20 protein-coding genes are annotated in these 17,366 nt (G+C 69.6%); 13 read left to right on the top strand and 7 right to left on the bottom strand.

Annotation, left to right across the window (positions count from 1 at the left end):
* The first annotated feature begins 1 nt into the window (after position 1).
* The 6 genes from WG923_RS12235 (at position 2) to WG923_RS12210 (ending at position 5,628) form a co-directional block, all read left to right on the top strand.
* On the top strand, positions 2-712 hold the full coding sequence (locus WG923_RS12235; protein WP_340351239.1) for a TerC family protein: 711 nt from the start codon (positions 2-4) through the stop codon (positions 710-712).
* A gap of 6 nt (positions 713-718) precedes the next feature.
* Positions 719-1,150, top strand: a complete 432-nt coding sequence (locus WG923_RS12230; RefSeq protein ID WP_340351238.1) for a universal stress protein — start codon at positions 719-721, stop codon at positions 1,148-1,150.
* An 85-nt stretch (positions 1,151-1,235) separates the two neighbouring features.
* Positions 1,236-2,801 (top strand): acyl-CoA synthetase, encoded by a 1,566-nt coding sequence (locus WG923_RS12225; protein ID WP_340351237.1) that lies wholly within the window; start codon positions 1,236-1,238, stop codon positions 2,799-2,801.
* Positions 2,802-2,804: 3 nt separating this feature from the next.
* The gene (locus WG923_RS12220; protein WP_340351236.1) at positions 2,805-4,253 is read left to right on the top strand and encodes an amidase; all 1,449 of its coding nucleotides are present in this window, start codon (positions 2,805-2,807) and stop codon (positions 4,251-4,253) included.
* A gap of 119 nt (positions 4,254-4,372) precedes the next feature.
* Positions 4,373-4,657 (top strand): hypothetical protein, encoded by a 285-nt coding sequence (locus WG923_RS12215; protein WP_340351235.1) that lies wholly within the window; start codon positions 4,373-4,375, stop codon positions 4,655-4,657.
* Complete coding sequence (locus WG923_RS12210; protein ID WP_340351234.1) at positions 4,654-5,628, top strand: Bug family tripartite tricarboxylate transporter substrate binding protein; 975 nt, start codon at positions 4,654-4,656, stop codon at positions 5,626-5,628. Before WG923_RS12215 ends, WG923_RS12210 begins: the two co-directional genes overlap by 4 nt.
* A 3-nt stretch (positions 5,629-5,631) precedes the next feature.
* Here the strand turns inward: WG923_RS12210 and WG923_RS12205 are convergent, their stop codons facing one another.
* Positions 5,632-6,567, bottom strand: a complete 936-nt coding sequence (locus WG923_RS12205; RefSeq protein ID WP_340351233.1) for a diacylglycerol/lipid kinase family protein — start codon at positions 6,565-6,567, stop codon at positions 5,632-5,634.
* Between the two features lie 92 nt (positions 6,568-6,659).
* Between WG923_RS12205 and WG923_RS12200 the strand changes: the two genes are divergently transcribed.
* The gene (locus tag WG923_RS12200) at positions 6,660-7,271 is read left to right on the top strand and encodes a 3-keto-disaccharide hydrolase (RefSeq protein WP_340351232.1); all 612 of its coding nucleotides are present in this window, start codon (positions 6,660-6,662) and stop codon (positions 7,269-7,271) included.
* On the opposite strand, the gene WG923_RS12195 is transcribed toward WG923_RS12200, so the two are convergent.
* Positions 7,237-7,695, bottom strand: coding sequence for a hypothetical protein (locus tag WG923_RS12195; protein WP_340351231.1), 459 nt, complete (start codon positions 7,693-7,695; stop codon positions 7,237-7,239). The two genes, WG923_RS12200 and WG923_RS12195, sit on opposite strands and share 35 nt — an antisense overlap.
* Positions 7,696-7,777: 82 nt before the next feature.
* Between WG923_RS12195 and WG923_RS12190 the strand changes: the two genes are divergently transcribed.
* Together WG923_RS12190 and WG923_RS12185 are read left to right on the top strand one after the other, a co-directional pair.
* Positions 7,778-8,749, top strand: a complete 972-nt coding sequence (locus WG923_RS12190) for a Bug family tripartite tricarboxylate transporter substrate binding protein (protein ID WP_340351230.1) — start codon at positions 7,778-7,780, stop codon at positions 8,747-8,749.
* Entirely contained in the window at positions 8,749-9,378 is a 630-nt protein-coding gene (locus tag WG923_RS12185; protein ID WP_340351229.1) for a GDSL-type esterase/lipase family protein, read from the top strand. The genes WG923_RS12190 and WG923_RS12185 overlap by 1 nt, the downstream gene beginning before the upstream one ends.
* A gap of 24 nt (positions 9,379-9,402) precedes the next feature.
* Here the strand turns inward: WG923_RS12185 and WG923_RS12180 are convergent, their stop codons facing one another.
* Both WG923_RS12180 and WG923_RS12175 read right to left on the bottom strand, forming a co-directional pair.
* Positions 9,403-10,359 (bottom strand): aldo/keto reductase, encoded by a 957-nt coding sequence (locus WG923_RS12180; RefSeq protein ID WP_340351228.1) that lies wholly within the window; start codon positions 10,357-10,359, stop codon positions 9,403-9,405.
* Between the two features lie 19 nt (positions 10,360-10,378).
* On the bottom strand, positions 10,379-10,873 hold the full coding sequence (locus tag WG923_RS12175; RefSeq protein ID WP_340351227.1) for a cupin domain-containing protein: 495 nt from the start codon (positions 10,871-10,873) through the stop codon (positions 10,379-10,381).
* A gap of 37 nt (positions 10,874-10,910) precedes the next feature.
* Here WG923_RS12175 and WG923_RS12170 point away from each other — a divergent pair, with 37 nt between their 5' ends.
* Entirely contained in the window at positions 10,911-11,303 is a 393-nt protein-coding gene (locus WG923_RS12170; RefSeq protein WP_340351226.1) for a hypothetical protein, read from the top strand.
* 6 nt (positions 11,304-11,309) lie between these two features.
* Here WG923_RS12170 and WG923_RS12165 read toward each other — a convergent pair whose 3' ends face one another.
* Positions 11,310-11,489 (bottom strand): DUF3606 domain-containing protein, encoded by a 180-nt coding sequence (locus WG923_RS12165; protein WP_340351225.1) that lies wholly within the window; start codon positions 11,487-11,489, stop codon positions 11,310-11,312.
* Between the two features lie 236 nt (positions 11,490-11,725).
* On the opposite strand from WG923_RS12165, the gene WG923_RS12160 reads away from it, so the two are divergent.
* A complete protein-coding gene (locus tag WG923_RS12160; protein WP_340351224.1) occupies positions 11,726-12,313 on the top strand; it encodes a hypothetical protein in 588 nt (195 codons plus the stop codon).
* Positions 12,314-13,172: 859 nt separating this feature from the next.
* Complete coding sequence (locus WG923_RS12155; protein ID WP_340351223.1) at positions 13,173-14,717, top strand: Fic family protein; 1,545 nt, start codon at positions 13,173-13,175, stop codon at positions 14,715-14,717.
* A gap of 246 nt (positions 14,718-14,963) precedes the next feature.
* Here WG923_RS12155 and WG923_RS12150 read toward each other — a convergent pair whose 3' ends face one another.
* Together WG923_RS12150 and WG923_RS12145 are read right to left on the bottom strand one after the other, a co-directional pair.
* Complete coding sequence (locus WG923_RS12150; RefSeq protein ID WP_340351222.1) at positions 14,964-15,248, bottom strand: hypothetical protein; 285 nt, start codon at positions 15,246-15,248, stop codon at positions 14,964-14,966.
* Between the two features lie 117 nt (positions 15,249-15,365).
* The gene (locus tag WG923_RS12145; RefSeq protein ID WP_340351221.1) at positions 15,366-15,983 is read right to left on the bottom strand and encodes a TetR family transcriptional regulator; all 618 of its coding nucleotides are present in this window, start codon (positions 15,981-15,983) and stop codon (positions 15,366-15,368) included.
* Between the two features lie 105 nt (positions 15,984-16,088).
* Between WG923_RS12145 and WG923_RS12140 the strand changes: the two genes are divergently transcribed.
* Complete coding sequence (locus WG923_RS12140) at positions 16,089-17,366, top strand: efflux RND transporter periplasmic adaptor subunit (RefSeq protein WP_340351220.1); 1,278 nt, start codon at positions 16,089-16,091, stop codon at positions 17,364-17,366.

The raw sequence follows: 17,366 nt of genomic DNA, 5'->3' as shown, positions 1-17,366 counted from the left end.
CATGGCCTTCCTCACCAGCCCGGATTTCTGGGTTGCCCTCATGCAGATCATCCTGATCAACATCGTGCTGTCGGGTGACAACGCGGTGGTGATCGCACTGGCCTGCCGGTCGCTGCCGCCCAAGCAGCAGAAGAACGCGATCATCTTCGGCAGCATCGGCGCCATCGTGCTGCGGGTGATCCTGACCTTCTTCGCCGTCTTCCTGCTCTCGCAGCCCTACCTGAAGCTGGTGGGCGCGGCGCTGCTGCTGTGGATCGGCATCGGCCTGCTCAAGGGCGACGACGGCGAGGAAGACATCGAGAGCAATGCCGGCCTGATGGCGGCCATCAAGACGATCATCATCGCCGACCTCGTGATGAGCCTCGACAACGTGATCGGCGTCGCCGCCGCCGCCAAGGGCAACGTCCCGCTGCTGATCATCGGCCTCGTCATCAGCATCCCGCTGATCATCTTCGGCAGCACCATCATCCTGAAGCTGATGAACCGCTTCCCCATCATCATCACCATCGGCGCTGCGCTGCTGGGCTGGGTGGCCGGCGAGATGGCGGTGAGCGACCCCGCGATCAAGGCGTACGTGGATGCCAACATGCACTACCTGCACACCGTGGCCCCGGCAGTGGGCGCGGTGATCGTCGTGGCCCTCGGCAAGTACCTCGCCAGCCGCGCCGAAAGCGCGCAGGAAGAGGCCGCTGCCGACCAGCCGGCGGCCTGACGCGCCATGCGCCAGCTGCTGGTGGCCGTCGATCCCCACAGCCCGGCGCGCACGCGCTCGGCGGTGGAGGAGGCAGTGCGGATCTACCGCGACGAGTTCGTCGGCATCCGCCTGGTGCGGGTGCAGCCGAAGCTCTCGGGCCACGTCGCGATGTTCTTCGGCACCCGCGAGCTGCAGCAGCTGCAGCAGGACGCGGGCGACGAGGACCTCGCCTATGCACGGTCGCTGCTGGATGCCGCGGGCATCCCGTACACGGCCACGGTGCTGGTGGGCCGCACGGCGGAGACGATCGCCCAGGCGGCACGGGAGTTCGGCTGCGACCGGATCCTGTTCGGCACCGAGGAGCCGGGCCTGGCGGGCCGGATGTTCGGCTCGCTCGCGCAGCAGGTCCGCCACCTGCTCGGGCCGGGCAAGCAGTACCAGGTCATAGGGTCCTGAACTAGGCCACCCCCGGAAACGCCCGCAGCCGCGGGCGTTTCCTTTTGCGGCACCATAATGCCCCCGACCAAGACAGGAGGAGCCCGTGGACACCGCCATCCGCCGCCAGACCCTGGCCGACCTGCTGCGCCGCACCGCCAAGCGCTATCCGGACAAGCCCGCCATCCTGTGCGGCGAGACGCGCTGGAGCTTCCGTGACTTCGACGAGATCGTCGACCGGCTGGCTGCCGGTCTGGCGCGCATGGGCGTCGCCAAGGGCACGAACGTCGCCGTGCTCGCGCGCAACTCGCATGCCTTCGCCGCGCTGCGCTTCGCCCTGGCGCGCCTGGGCGCCGTGCTGGTGCCGATCAACTTCATGCTGAAAGCCGAGGAGGCCGCGTACATCCTTCGGCATGCCGGCGCCCAGGTGCTGGCGACCGACTCGGGGCTGGCGGAGCTCGCGCGCAACGCGGCCGCCCTCGACACGCAGGTGCGGCAGTTCCTCTGGCTGCCCTCGGAAGAGCCGTCGCAGCCCGCCGCCGGCATGACGCGCTTCGACGAACTGATCGAGCAGCGCGCGACGCCGCCGGAAGTGGAACTGCAGGGCGGCGACCTGGCGCAGATCGTCTACACCAGCGGCACCGAATCCAGCCCCAAGGGCGCCATGCTCACGCACGACGCGGTGATCTGGCAGTACGCAAGCTGCGCCGTCGACGCCAGCATCGCCGCCGGCGACGTGATGCTGCACGCGCTGCCGCTGTACCACTGCGCGCAGCTCGACGTGTTCCTGGGGCCGATGGTCTACGTGGGCGGCACCAGCCTCATCACCGCCAAGCCCACGCCCGACAACCTGCTGCCGCTGATCGCGAAGCACCGCATCACGTCCTTCTTCGCCCCGCCCACCGTGTGGATCGCGCTGCTGCGCTCGCCGCTGTTCGACAGCACCGACCTGTCCTCCCTGCGCAAGGGCTACTACGGTGCCTCGATCATGCCGGTGGAAGTGCTGCGCGAACTGGCACAACGCCTGCCCGACGTGCGCTTCTGGAACCTCTACGGCCAGACCGAGATCGCGCCGCTGGCGACCATGCTGGGCCCCGAGGACCAGCTGCGCAAGCCGGGCTCCTGCGGCCGCGCCGTGCTGAACGTGGAAACGCGCGTGGTCGACGACGCGATGCGCGACGTGCCGCCGGGCCAGGTCGGCGAGATCGTGCACCGATCGCCGCACCTGATGCTCGGCTACTTCCACGACGACGAGCGCACGCGCGCGGCCTTCGAGGGCGGCTGGTTCCATTCCGGCGACCTGGCCACGATCGACGAGGAGGGCTACATCACCGTCGTCGACCGCAAGAAGGACATGATCAAGACCGGCGGCGAGAACGTGGCCAGCCGGGAAGTGGAGGAGATGGTCTATCGCCTGCCGGGCGTCTCGGAAGTGGCGGTGGTGGGCGTGCCGCACCCGCGCTGGGTGGAGGCGGTGCTGGCCGTCGTGGTCGCCAAGCCGGGCCACAGCCTCACCGAGGCCGAGGTGCTGGCGCACTGCCAGCAGCACCTGGCGGGCTTCAAGGCGCCCAAGGGGGTGGTGTTCTGCGAGGCACTGCCCAAGAACCCGAGCGGCAAGCTGCTCAAGCGCGAGCTGCGGCGGCAGCACGAAGCGCATTTCGCCGGGGCCTGAGGCGTGGCCGACGACATCCTGGGCGTCGACGCCGGCACGCTGTCGCGGCGCATCGCCGCGCGCGAGCTTTCCTGCCGCGAGCTGATGGGTGCCAGCCTCGCGCGCATCGCGCAGCTCAATCCGCGCCACAACGCGATCGTGTCGCTGCGCTCCGAAGAGGAACTGCTGGCCGAAGCGGACGCGCGCGACGCGGCGCTGGCGCGCGGCGAGCGCGCCGGCTGGATGCACGGCTTCCCGATCGCGATCAAGGACCTGAGCGACGCGCAGGGGCTGCCCACCACGCTGGGCTCACCGGCGGTCGGGCGGCGCATGCCGGGTGGCGATGCGCTCTTCGTGCAGCGCATCCGCAGCGCCGGCGCGATCGTGATCGGCAAGACCAACACGCCCGAGTTCGGCCTCGGCTCGCACACCTACAACGAGGTGTTCGGCATCACGCGCAACGCCTGGGATGCGCGCAAGTCCGCCGGCGGCAGCAGCGGCGGCGCCGCGGTGGCGATCGCGCTGGGCATGCTGCCGGTGGCCGACGGCAGCGACATGGGTGGCTCGCTGCGAAACCCGGCCGCCTTCAACAACATCGTCGGCTTCCGCCCCTCGCGCGGAAGGGTGCCCGCCGTGCCGGCCGAGGACGTGTTCTTCCAGCAGCTGGGGACCGAAGGCCCGATGGGCCGGACCACGGAGGACGTGGCGCGGCTGCTGTGCACCATGGCCGGCTGGGACGCCCGCGCGCCGCTATCGCTGGCCGATCCGCTGCCGGACGCCGAGGCGCAGGACCCGATCGCGTGCGCGCCGGGCAAGCGCATCGGCTGGCTGGGCAGCGTATGGCCCGACCTGCCGCTGGAGCCGGGCATCCGCGAGCTGTGCGAGCAGGCGCTGCGCAAGCTGGAGTCCGCCGGCTGCGTCGTCGAGCCGTGCACGCTGGACATTCCGCGCGAGACCAACTGGACGGCCTGGCTGCGCCTGCGGCAGATGCTGGTGGGCGGCAAGCTGGGCGCGCTGTACGCCCAGCCGCAGCTGCGCGAGCGCATGAAGCCGGAGGCGCGCTGGGAGGTGGAGCAGAGTTTCGGGCTCACGGCGGCGCAGCTGTACCAGGCGAGCGTCCAGCGCAGCGCCGTGTACCAGGCCTTCCGCCGGCTGTTCGAGCGCTTCGACGTGCTCGCCGCGCCCAGCGCGCAGGTCTTCCCCTTCGACGCCGGGCTGCACTGGCCGCAGTCGGTGGCGGGCGTCGCGATGGACACGTACCACCGCTGGATGGAGATCGTCACGCCTTTCACGCTGGCCTCGCTGCCGGTGGCGAGCGTGCCGGTGGGCTTCAGTGCCGCGGGCCTGCCCATGGGCCTGCAGCTCGCCGGCCCGGCGCGCGCGGACCTGCCGGTGCTGGCGCTCGCGCGTGCCTTCGAGGCGATCGCACCCTGGACGACGCGGCGGCCGCCGGCCCTGTCCGCGGCGTCCTGAGCGCCGCCGGGCCGGATTTATCGCACGGCTCCTCCTTCCGGGCCTTGCGTTTACCGGGGGGAAATGATGTCCTCAGGACTCCTTGCCAGAATCCGCCGCGGATCGAGGAGCCGGACCCCATGAAACACATTCCCTTTGCCGCCTTGCCTGCCGCCGAACGCCAGGCCCTGGCCGACGCGCTGGTGCGCAGCGGCCTGGCGCTGCAGCACGTCTGCGTGTCGCGCACGGAGCCGACCTCCGCGGACGAGGCCGAGGGGGTGGCCACGATCACCGGCGCGGGCTGGTTCCGCAGCTACGCGGCGGATCCGGGCTGGATCGCGCTGCTGGAGCGCGACCTGCTCGCCCTGCGGCCGGCGGCCCCGGCACAATCCGGTCTTCCGAACAAGCAAGGAGACATGGAATGAACAAGCGCCACCTGCTGCGGTCCGCGCTCGGGCTCGCCGCAATGGCCGTGGCCGGCATTGGGCAGGCCCAGGACTTCCCGCCGAAGAAGGCCGTGACGATGGTCGTGGGCTTCGCGCCCGGCGGCGCCGCCGATGCCGCCGCCCGGCTCATCGCCAAGAAGCTGGGCGAGAACATCGGCCAGAGCGTGGTGGTGGACAACAAGGCCGGCGCGGGCGGCAACATCGCCCACCAGCTCGTGGCCAACGGCCCCGCCGACGGCTCCACGATCCTGCTCGGCTCGATCGGCCCGCTGACCATCGCGCCGCACATGATGAAGGTGGGCTACGACCCCTTCAAGGACCTCGCGCCGCTCTCCGGCGGGGTGAACTTCCCGAACGTGCTGGTGGTCAACGCCAATTCCGGCATCAAGTCGCTGGCGGATTTCGTGGCGCTGGCGCGCAAGCAGGCGGGTTCCGTCACCTTCGCCTCCACCGGCCCGGGCTCCGCCTCGCACCTCACCGGCGAGCTGTTCGCGCAGCAGGCCAAGGTGGAAATGACGCACGTGCCGTACAAGGGCGGCTCCGCGGCCATGCCGGACCTGCTGGCCGGCCGCTTCACCGCGTACTTCGCGGCGCCGCCGACGGCCCTGCCGCACATCGAATCGGGCAAGCTCACGCCGCTGGCCACCACGGGCCTGACCCGCCCGGCCTACCTGCCCAACATCCCCACCGTGGCGGAGTCCGGCTATCCGGGCTTCGAGGCCCTGAACTGGTACGCCTTCGTCGCTTCGGCCAAGACGCCCGCGCCCCTCCTGGACCGCTGGAACCAGGAGATCGTGAAGGTGCTGAACGATCCCTCGATCCGCGAGCAGCTGCAGAAGCACGGCCTCACGCCGCACCCGACGTCGCGCGCCGAACTGGGCGACTTCATGCGCAAGGAGTCGACCAAGTGGGGCGCGATCGTGCGCGATCGCAAGATCAGCTCGGAATAGGGATCAAGCGGCGCCGGGCGCCTCGGCGGGAACCATCACCCGCAGCGCCCCGGGCCGGATGCGATAGTGCAGCGGCGTGTCGAGCATCGCGATCTCGCCGTCGGTGGCCACGCGGATGCGCGCATCGGTCGTGCTGATCACGAAGGCCGCCCCCGTCACCATCTCGAAATCCTCCGCCTGGTCCAGGCGCTTGAATAGCGCGCTCAGCGCCAGCCGCAGCAGCGCCAGGCGCCCGCGCCTGCGCCCCAGGTACAGCGCCAGCTCTCCGCGCTGCAGGTTTTCGCGCCCGCCGATGTCCAGCCCCTCCATCGTGTAGCGGTTGTTGCCCACGAACACGAAGGGCGTGCGCCGCACCTGGTCCTCCGACGCGTCTTCGGACTCGATGCGCACCGCGATGCCGTGCGGCCGCTCGGTCGCGCGCAGGGTGGCGCTGGCGAGCGCGCGCCACTTGCCCTTGCCCAGGCGCAGGCGCTGCAGCTCGCGCTCCCGCACGATCTCGGGGTACAGGCCGAGGCTGGAGTTGTTGATGAAGATGCGGCCGTTCACCTCGCCCACGTCCACCTGCAGCACCCGGCCCCGCGCGATGGTGCGGACCGCATCCTCGAGCTTCAGCGGGATGCCCAGGTCCTTGGCGAAGTGGTTCAGGGTGCCCATGGGCAGCACCCCCTGGGCGCACCCGGTGCCGGCCAGTGCGGCAGCCACGGCGGCCTGCGTGCCGTCGCCGCCCCCCGCCACCACCAGCCGCGTACCCTCGGACTGCGCGCGGGCGATGGCTGCCTGCAGGTCCTGCGCGGCGTCGGCCAGCACCACTTCGGCCTCGAGGCCCTCGGCCGCGAACAGCGCCGCCAGCTCCTCGCCGCGCCCGGGACCGGAGCCGGTGCCGGAGCGCGCGTTCAGGAGCACCAGCGCGCGAGCGCTCGGGGATGTGTCGGGGGTCATCCGCCACAGCATAGCGAGTGCGCTGCCGCCCCCTTCTGCGCGCGCCGGAATGCCCGTAGCATGGGCGCCCCCCTTCCACGACAGGAGACAACATGAAGCGATCGGCCTTCCTGGCCTGCGGCGCCATCGCCGCGGCAAGCGTCCTGTGGGGTTGCTCCAGCCTGCCCGGCATGGGCGTCGGCTGGACGACCCTGATCGACGGCGACCACGGGCTGGAGAACTTCGAGCGCGTGGGCGAGGCGAACTGGCGCCCGGAGGGCGGCGCCATCGTCGCCGACCGCGGCGCCGGCGGCTTCCTCGTGTCCAGGCAATCGTGGCGCGACTTCGCCCTGCGCGCGGAGTTCTGGGCGGACACCACCACCAACAGCGGCATCTTCATCCGCGCCACCAACCCGGCGAAGATCGAATCGGCCAGCTCCTACGAAGTGAACATCTTCGACCAGCGGCCCGATCCCACCTACGGCACCGGTGCGATCGTCAACGTGGCGAAGGTGGTGCCCATGCCGAAGGCGGGCGGCCGGTGGAACGTCTACGAGGTGACCGCCAAGGGCAACCGCCTGACGGTGGTGCTCAACGGCGTGAAGACGGTGGACGTGGAGGATGCGAAGTTCCCGGCCGGCCGCATCGCGCTGCAATACGGCCTGGGCGCCAACGCGCCGGGCGGCCCGATCAAGTGGCGCAAGGTGCAGGTGCGCGAGCTCTGAGGGCCGCGGCGGGAGGCGCGGCACGCGCGAAGTGCGGCTGGATCACCAGTTCGATCACCACGTCCTCGACCAGCGCCCGCAGCAGGCGCGGCTCGCCCGAACGCAGCTGGCACTCGATCACGAGCCGGCGGCGCGACATCCAGCGCGTGTCGACGTTGTCGCAGGAGCCCACGAACACCAGCTGCGGGTCGACGCTGCGCAGCAGTGCCCAGCGTGCGCGCACGAACACCCCCGAGCTCCGAGGCGCGAGCAGGGGGCTGTCCGGCATGGCGCGCACTTCGGCCACGAAGGCATCGTCGGGTGCGGCGGCCTGCGGCTTGGCCAGCGGGTAGGTGCGACGCCACGATGCTTCGCGCACCAGCACGGCGGCGAGCACGAGCGCCACCGGCACGAGGGCGAGGAGGAGGAGGTTGCGAAGCTTCACGGCGCTGCCGATTCTCGGCCATCCCTCGCGCTCCAGGCGAGCCCCCTAGAATCCGCGGCACTACCCCGACCCGGAGGTTCCCGTGCTTTCTCGTATCCGCTGCGCGACGCTGCTGGCCGCCGCCGTCCTGTGTTCCGCCGCCGCGCTCGCGGCCGACCCCTATCCCGCCAGGCCGATCAAGGCCATCGTGCCCTTCGCGCCGGGCAGCGCCACCGACCAGATCGGCCGCGCCTTTGCCGCCGAGATGGCGAAGGTGCTCGGGCAGACCATCGTGGTGGACAACAAGCCCGGCGTGAACGGCATGCTGGGCGCATCCGAGGTGGCCAAGGCAACCCCCGACGGCTACACCATCCTGATCGGCACCAACAGCACCAACGCTGCGCTCAAGAGCCTGATGAAGCAGCTGCCGTACAACCAGGACACGGCCTTCGCGCCGCTGGGCTACATGGGCTCGGTGCCGCTGATCGTGGCGGTGAACAACGAGGTGCCGGCGAAGAACCTGCGCGAGCTGATGGCCATGGCCAAGGCGAAGCCGGGCTTCGTGACCTTCGCGAGCGCCAGCACCTCGCAGCTGGTTTCCACCGAGATGCTCGCCAGCATGGCGGGCGTGCAGCTCACCAACGTGCCGTACAAGAGCGGGCCCGCCGCGATGACGGACCTGATCGGCGGCCAGGTGATGATGTTCACCGCCGATTTCGCCGTGATGCTGCCGCAGGTGAAGGGCGGCAAGATCCGCGGGCTGGCGGTCACGTCCACGAAGCGCTCGCCGGCCATCCCCGAGCTGCCCACCGTCAACGAGGCGCTCGGCCTGAAGGACTACGAGCTGATCGCCTACTTCGCGATGTTCGCGCCGGCCGGCACGCCGCCCGAGGTGATCGCGAAACTCAATCACGCGATCAACGCCGCGGCCGGCAGCCGGGAGCTGCAGGAGAAGTTCGCGCCCATCGGCTTCGCCGTCGAGCCCGGCACGCCGGAGGCGCTGGCGCAGCGCACGCGCGTCGAGACGGCCAAGTGGGCCAAGGCGATCAAGGACGCGAAGATCGAGCCGCAGTGATGCGCCGCCGCAGCGTGCTGCTGGGCGCCGGCGCTGCCTGCGCGCTCGCGGCATGCCGGCGCCAGCCGCGCATGGCGGCGATTCCCGCCGGGGCCACCGTGCTGGCGCTGGGCGACTCCATCACCTTCGGCACGGGGGCGTCGGCGGACGCCAGCTACCCCGCGGTGCTGGCGAGCTTGACGCGGTGGAACGTGGTCAATGCGGGAGTGCCGGGCGACACGTCGGCGCTCGCGCTCGCGCGGCTGCCGCAACTGCTGCAGCAGCATTCGCCGGCGCTGGTGATCGTGAGCATCGGAGGCAACGACTTCCTGCGCCATGTGCCGCCCGCCGAGACCCGCGCCAACATCCGCGCGATCTGCGAGCAGGCCCGGGCGTCGAACACGCCGGTCGTGCTGGTCGCCGTGCCGGAGGTCAGCGCGCTGGCGGCCGTGGCGCGCTCGCTCGGCGACCATCCGATGTACGGGAATCTCGCTTCGGAGCTGAAGCTGCCGCTGTACGAAGGCGGCTGGGCCAGGGTGCTGAGCGACCCGGCCCTGCGCTCCGACCCGATCCACGCGAACGATCGCGGGTACGAGATGTTCGCGCGCGGACTGGCGGAGCGGCTGCGGGAGATCGGCCTGCTGGCGTGAGGCGAAGCGCCGAGCCCCGGCGTTTCAGTGCGCCGCGCTCGCCTCGTCCAGCAGCGCCATCGTCGCCGCATCGAGCTTCAGCTCCGCGGCCTTCAGCATGTCCTGCAGCTGCGCCATCGACGTCGCGCTCGCGATCGGCGAGGTGATCGCGGGCTGCGCCATCACCCACGCGATCGCCACCTGCGCGGGCGTGCCGCTGCTGCGTTCGGCGGCCTCGTCGAGCGCGCGCACGATGCGCTGGCCGCGCGCGTTCAGGTACTTCTGCACCACGGTCTTGCCGCGCGCGCTCTTCGCCGCGTCCTCGGGGCTGCGGTACTTGCCCGTCAGGAAGCCGGCGGCCAGGGCGTAGTAGTTGATCACGCCCACGTGCTCGCGCCGGCACAGGGCCTGCAGGTCCTCCTCGAACTCGAAGCGGTCGTACAGGTTGTACAGGGGCTGCAGGCTCTCGTAGCGCGGCAGGCCCAGGCGCGCGCTCGCGTCCAGCGCCTGCTGCAGCCGCGGCGCGCCGTAGTTGGAGGCGCCGATCGCGCGCACCTTGCCCTGCGCGATCAGCCGGCCGAAGGCCTCCAGCGTCGCATCGAGCGGCGTCGACTCGTCGTCGCGGTGCGCCTGGTACAGGTCGATGCATTCGACGTGCAGGCGGCGCAGCGACTCCTCCACCGCCGCGCGGATGCGTTCCGGCTTCAGGCCGATGCGGCCCTCGCCCATGTCGTTGCCCACCTTGGTCGCGATCACCAGCTTGCTGCGACGGCCGCCCTGGCGCACCCAGCGTCCGATCACCGACTCCGATTCGCCGCCCGTGTGGCCGGGCGCCCAGCGCGAATACACGTCCGCGGTGTCCACGAAGTTGAAGCCGGCGTCGATCCAGGCATCGAGCAGCGAGAAGGACGTGCGTTCGTCGGCGGTCCAGCCGAACACGTTGCCACCGAAGCACAGGGGCGAGACCTGCAGCTCGGAGCGGCCGAGGGGACGGTATTGCATCGCGGATCCTTCGCGCTGGTCACACGCCGCCGTGCGGATGCGTGGGGTCCACCCACAGCACCTGCTCGGGCTTTTCCACCGGTGCGATGTCCAGGTTGATCGCCACCGCCTGGCCGTCGCTGCGGCACAGCACGCACTCCAGCACCTCGGTGGGGCTGGCGTTGATCTCCTGGTGCGGCACATAGGGCGGCACGTAGATGAAGTCGCCGGGCCCGGCCTCGGCGGTGAATTCCAGATGCTCGCCCCAGCGCATGCGCGCCCGCCCCTTGACCACGTAGATCACGCTTTCGAGGTGGCCGTGGTGGTGCGCGCCGGTCTTCGCGTTCGGGTGGATGGTGACGGTGCCGGCCCACAGCTTCTGCGCGCCCACGCGCGCGAAGTTGATCGCGGCCTTGCGGTCCATGCCGGGCGTGGAAGGAACGTTCGCATCGAGCTGGGTGCCGGGGATCACGCGCACGCCGTCATGCTTCCACTTCGTCTCGCCGGGCCCGTGGTCGTGGGGGTGGTCGTTCATGGGGCGGCAGCGTACATCGCTCGCGCACAATCGCGCAATGACCGAAGCCGAAGTGCCCGTTCTCGATGCGCAAGGGCTGCGCCGCCTGGCCGCGGCACAGCCGCGCCAGCCCTGTCCCGCCTGCGCGGCCGTGCGCGCGCCGGGCTGGGAGGCGCTGCCGGGCTCGCTCGATCGCGGCGTGCTGCGCACGGTGGCGACGCTGCGGCGGCCGGACGTGGTGGATCCCACGCTCGAGGAGCACCACCCGGGGGGCACGCACGGCTGGTCGCCGGACGCCCCGATCGCGCCGGCGTTCTTTCCGTACAACCGCTGCGACGTGGCGCAGTGCGCGCAGTGCGGACGCGCGTTCCTGCGCTACACGGAGTACGGGGGCTACTACCTGGAAGAACGTATCCGCGAGCTCCAGCCGGAGCTCGTCGTGCAGCCCTGAGGCCGCCTACTTCGCCTTCAGCTCCCGCTCGACATCGTTGGCACGGTCGCCCACCTTCGCCACCGCGCGCTTGAGCTCCTCCGGCGTCACGCCGAACTTCTTGCTCCAGTCGCGCAACTCGTAGTCCTCGTTGACGTTGATGCGCTGGCGGTCCTGGCCCTGGGCCTTGCTCTTGTCGTCGGACATGGTTTCTCCTGGATGGTGACTCCGCCAATCGTGGGTCGCAGCCGGGGCAGGGCGTGTAGGAAGCCGGCCCGCGCGGACATCGGATCAGACGTCACGCAGGGCTTGCGGCCGCGCTGGTCCCACGCCCTGTAGTCCGCAGGCTGACAACTTTCGACTGACGCCTCCTACTGCTGGGGCATGCCCTGGGCCGTTTCCTGAGAGGGTACGTGTTCAAACCTCTGGAAAGGAACTACACCATGAAGAAGGATCTGATCGCACTGGCTGCCGCGTTGTGCCTGGGTTTCACCGCGAGCGCTTTCGCGGCGGACACCACGACGGGCATGAACAAGGACGCGTTCAAGGCTGCGAAGGAGAAGATCGAGGCCCAGTACAAGGCCGACAAGAAGGCCTGCGACGGCATGCACGGCAACGCCAAGGACATTTGCAGGGCCGAGGCCAAGGGCAAGGACAAGGTCGCCAGGGCCGAACTCGACGCCCAGTACAAGCCGAGCGCCAAGGCCGACGAGAAGGTGAAGATCGCGCGGGCCGATGCCGACTACGACGTCGCCAAGGAGAAGTGCGACGACATGAAGGGCAACGCCAAGGACGTCTGCAAGAAGGACGCCAAGGCGGCCCACACCGCGGCCAAGGGCCACGCCAAGGCGGATGCCAAGGCGGCGCAGAGCGGCGCCAACTCCGGCGCGGCCGCCGAAGCGCGCAAGGATGCCTCCAAGGACACGGCCGATGCACAGTACGCAGCGGCCAAGGAGCGCTGCGAGGCGATGAAGGGCGACGCCAAGGACAAGTGCGTGGTCGACGCCAAGAAGAAGTTCAACAAGTCCTGAGTGAGGGGCGGCCGGGTCGGCCGCTTCAGGACCGGGACTGGCGGCAAGGTGGGGTCCTTGGCCGCCGGTTCCCAATCAAGGAAGAAGGTCCGGCATCTGCCGGAGCCGCTCTCCAAAGGAGTTGGTAAGCCAGCCCTGATCGCGCCTCAATCCGCCCCAGTCTTTTGGCTGGGGCGTTTCGTTGTCTGAGGAAGATTCTTCTTTGGCCTCCGGCTCGCCCACCCCTTGGCCGCCGCGGTTTCCGCCGACGGCGGCCGGCATCTAGGTCACCCACGTCTTGTTGAAGCTGGTCACAATCTTCCGGATCCATTTCAACTACTGCGAGGTGGGCGAAGACTGGAAGACATCTGCAATGCGCCTGGGCCTGGCGGCCCGGCCGCATTGCACCCGGGGACCTCGTGTACTTCACGCCAGAGCAGCCAACTCGCCGTTGAGCTGTAGGCGGCAAGCTAGTGGCGCGTGAGCTAGCGGAGCAGGGGGTACTCGCGCTTGAGGTAGTGATGCCTGCGACCGGGGCTCAGGCAAGCCCGTCCAGGAACCTGCCTCGAATTCAGCGGCGTGTCTCCAGCTGGTGAGCCACCGGTTGGACCGGCTGGCGCTGCGTCTCCGCGCTCTGCGGAGCGCCTCGCCTCACCTATTCCGCCAGGGGTTTGCCACGTGAAGATCATTGATTTCTAAAGTAAATCTGGCTCTGTAGCACCTAAGTAGAGTGCGGTCAGCGCAAAAGACTAGAGTTTGGGCGATGCAACAGACTAGAGTTTGACTAAAGCAACATACTATAGCTACACTGACGCAACAAACTAGAGCAACCAAATACAACCGAAGTATGGCTCGCCCGCATATCAAATTGTCGAACTCGATGGCGATCCTCAAGCAAGTGCAGGACGCAGCCGGGCCCATTTTCGAACTCTCCAAGTACCCCGCGATGAGCCGGGTGCACCGCGACAGACTGCAGGCGCAGGGATTCATCTCCCAGGTGATTCCGGGCTGGTACATCGCAAACCGCCCCGGGGAGCCGCCCGGATCGTCGACGTTCTGGTACGCGAACATGGACCAGTTCGTGGCCGCCTACGCGAACTCTCGCTTCGGGGAGCGCTGGCAGGCGTCGCCGGAGATCTCCGTCCTGCGCCACAGCGGCGAGACTGGCGCGATCCGGCAGCTAGTTGTGCATTCGCCGGACGCGAACAACCAAGTGCTGAAACTGCCGCACGAGTGCTCCTTGCTGCTGTACAAGGTCAAGGAGGAGACCCTGAGCCCACGCGCAGCGCTTGCGCCCTCTGGGCTGCGCCTGTTGGCGCTGGAAGACGCGCTGGTGCGAGTGAGCCCGCAGTTCTTCGTGAGCCAGCGGCTGGCCGCGCAGATCGCGATGCGCGCCGTCGACGCAATCGAGCTGGCGCGCACCCTGCTCCAGGGCCACCACGCCACGATCGCCGGCCGGATGGTCGGCGCCCTGCGCGCAGTGGGGCGGGCGGAGGCCGCGGATGACATCGCGGCGACGATGAAGGCCGCTGGCCACCGAATCGTCGAGAGCAACCCCTTCGACTGCGAGCTGCCGGCTTACGACTGGCGGGAGAACGAGTCGCCGCACGTGCAGCGCATTCGCGCTATGTGGGCCGACATGCGGCCCGCGGTGCTGGATGAGTTCGCCGGCGTCCCTCGAATGGACATTACCAACCTGCCGGCCTTCTTGAAGGACATTGAGGACCGCTACGTGGCGGATGCGTACCACTCCCTCTCGATCGAAGGCTTCAGGGTCACCGACGACTTGATCCGCAAGGTGCGTTCCGGGTCCTGGAATCCCGATGGCGACAAATCGGACCAGGAGCTGTACAACGCGATGAACGCGCGCGGGTACTACGAGCTGCATCATCATGTCGTGGAGTTGATCGAGCGCGTGCTGTCGAAGGGCGAGCCTGCCGGTGAGGTGTTCCGCAAGGACTTCAGCAACTGGTATCGCACGATGTACGGACCCAGCGTGCAAGCGGGTCTCGCCTCCGCAGCTTCACTCGCCGGATACCGGAACATCCCGATCTACATCCGCAACGCGCGGCACGTGCCGCCGGCTGTGGAATGGGTGCGCCAGTGCATGCCCGTGTTCCTGGAGCTCATGCAAAAGGAAGAGGACGCGGCCGTGCGCGCTGTGCTCGGGCACTTCATCTTCGTCTACATCCACCCGTACCAGGACGGCAACGGACGGATCAGCCGGTTCATCATGAACCTGATGCTCACGACAGGTGGATACCGCTGGACCATCGTGACGGTGCAGAGCCGCACGGAATACCTGGCCGCCCTGGATGAGGCGAGCGGGGACAAGGACATCAGGGCCTTCGCGGCGCTGCTCGCCCGCCTGGCGAGGGAGCAGCACGATCAGCCGATTTTGCGCGAGAGCCAGCGGCCGGACTGAGCGGCGCCCAACCCCTTCCTAAGCGGGCGCCGATATGCGGTAGCCGGAGGAGGAGTACGGCAAGCGGGAGGACCAGCTCGACCCCCTCACGGGGCTGCACCTGAAGTCCCGCTCAGTGAGGAGGTTCGATCGGACAAAGGAAGGGCCCCATTCATCAACTGAGGCTCGGGGCCACCATGCTGGCTTACCAACTCCTTTGGAGAGCGGCTAGGGCATCTGCCGGACCTTTTGCTTTCACGCGCGGCGTCAGCTCTTGTGGATGACGACCGTGCGGTTCACCTCGTGCCGGCCGTGGCGCGCTGGGTGGTAGACCACGACCTTTCTGACGTGGTGGCGGTGCTGCGGGTGCACGACCACGACGCGCTTCATGTGACGGTCGCGATGGCGGGCATCGTCGTTGGTCTTCACGATGTGCCTGGTCACGGTGCCGTGGGGCGTGTCGCGCGTGACGGTGATGTCGCCGGTGGTGGCGGCGAAGGCGGAGCCGGCCATGGCGAGGGCCAGGCCGAGGGCGAGGGTCTGCAGTTTCATGCGGTTCTCCTGGTATGTCGGTCTTGGATGCATGCCCTTGCAAGGGGCACCTCCCCTTGACGCGCCAGGCATGCTTTGCGCTGAAAGCGGCGTTCGACGCCGCCCGCCAGCCTCGTCCTACTGCAGGCCGACGCCGTGCAGGTAGGCGTCCATCGCCTTGCTGCCCACCGCCTCCAGGTCGAAGCCCTCGGGGTCGAGCAGCCAGTCCTGGATCAGGCCGTCGACGAGGGCGTGCAGTCCCTGGGCCGCGGTGCTGGCCGGAATGGCGAGGCGCACGCCGCGCGCCTCGGCGCTGTGCAGCAAGGCCTGGCGGAACTGGCCCACCACGCGCTCGCGCATGGCGCGGTGGCGCTCGCGCACGGCGCACAGGCTGTCGACGTACTCGACCTTGTGCGTGGCCACCTCGAACACGCGCCGCGTCTGCGGGTCCTGCACCGTCTGGCGCAAGGCCGCACGCAGGGCCTTCTTCAGCCGCGGGAGCGGGTCCCCGCCCGCGGGCTCCTGCACCGATTCCAGTGCGCACTGCAGGGGCATCACGACCCGGTCCATCATCGCGTTGAACAGGTCCGCCTTGTCGCGGAAATGCCAGTAGATGGCGCCGCGCGTGGTGCCGGCCTCCAGCGCGATGTCGTTGAGCGAGGTGCCGGCCACGCCCTGCGCGAGGAACACGCGCTCGGCCGCATCCAGCAGGCTGTTGCGGGTGGCGAGGGCGTCTTCCTTGGAGCGGCGGACCATGTTGGTGCCCGAATATACATGCAAAGCTGTATGTATACTCGCGGCTTGCGCCGGTGCGCCACGAGCCGCCGTCTCCCTGTCCACCCTCACCGAACAACAAAACCCATGGCTGCTCGCGTGCCGCAGGTCCTTGCGTCCCTCCTCCTCGTGCTCCTTCTCGCCGCCTGCGGCCAGGGCTCCGGCACTTCCGCCCCCGCGGGCGGGGCCGGCGCCGGTGCCGCCCCGCCGCCGCCGGAAGTCGGCGTGGTCACGGTCACCAGCGGCGACGTCGGCCTCGTGACCGAGCTGCCCGGGCGGCTCGAGCCCTCGCGCGTCGCGCAGGTGCGCGCCCGCGCGGCCGGCATCGTGCAGAACCGGTTGTTCCGCGAGGGCAGCGACGTGCGCGCCGGTCAGGTGCTGTACCGCATCGACCCGAGCCCCTATGCAGCGGCGCAGCAGAGCGCGCGCGCTTCGCTGGCCAAGGCGGAGGCCAACCACTCGCAGGCCGCGGCGCTGGCGCAGCGCTACAAGCCGCTGGTCGAAGCCAATGCGATCAGCAAGCAGGAATACGCCAACGCGGTGGCGGCCGAGAAGCAGGCCGAAGCCGACGTCGCTGCGGCCCGCGCTGCCGTGCGCACGGCGGACATCAACCTGAGCTACGCCTCCGTCACCGCGCCGATCTCCGGGCGCATCGGCCGTTCGCTCGTCACCGAAGGCGCGCTGGTGGGGCAGGGCGAGGCAACGCCGCTGGCCGTGATCCAGCAGATCGACCCGCTGTACGTCAACTTCACGCAGTCGGTCACCGAAGTGATGAACCTGCGGCGCGCGCTCGAACAGGGGCGCCTCAAGCGCGCCGGCACCGAGGGCGCGCAGGTGCGCGTGCAGCTGGAAGACGGCACCGAGCACCCGCAACCGGGCAGGCTGCTGTTCGCGGACCTGAGCGTGGACCAGAACACCGGCCAGGTGACGCTGCGCGCCGAAGTGCCGAACCCGCGCGCCATGCTGCTGCCCGGCATGTACGTGCGCGTGAAGGTCGAACAGGCCAAGGCGCAGCACGCGATGCTGCTGCCGCAGCAGGCCGTGACGCGCTCGCCGCAGGGCGACACCGTGATGGTGGTCGACACCAAGGGGCAGGTGGCGCCGCGCACCATCAAGATCGGCGGCTCGCAGAACGGCCAGTGGGTCGTGCTCGAGGGCCTGCAGCCCGGCGAGCAGGTGATGGTGGACGGCTTCCAGAAGGTGCGCCCGGGCGCGCCGGTCAAGCCCGTGCCCTGGGGCGCATCGACCGGTCCGGCGGGCACTTCCACCTCGCCCGCCTCGGCGGCGAAGCCCGCCGCGCCCGCGCCGGCCGCCGCGGCCTCCGCGCCGGCTTCGGCCGCCTCCTCGCAGTCCGCCCGGAGCTGA

Origin of the sequence: Ramlibacter sp. AN1133 (genome assembly GCF_037890035.1) — a bacterium.
GTDB lineage: Bacteria > Pseudomonadota > Gammaproteobacteria > Burkholderiales > Burkholderiaceae_C > Ramlibacter.
Note: the sequence above shows the minus strand (reverse complement) of the source record. Positions and strands in the feature narration are given on the sequence as shown.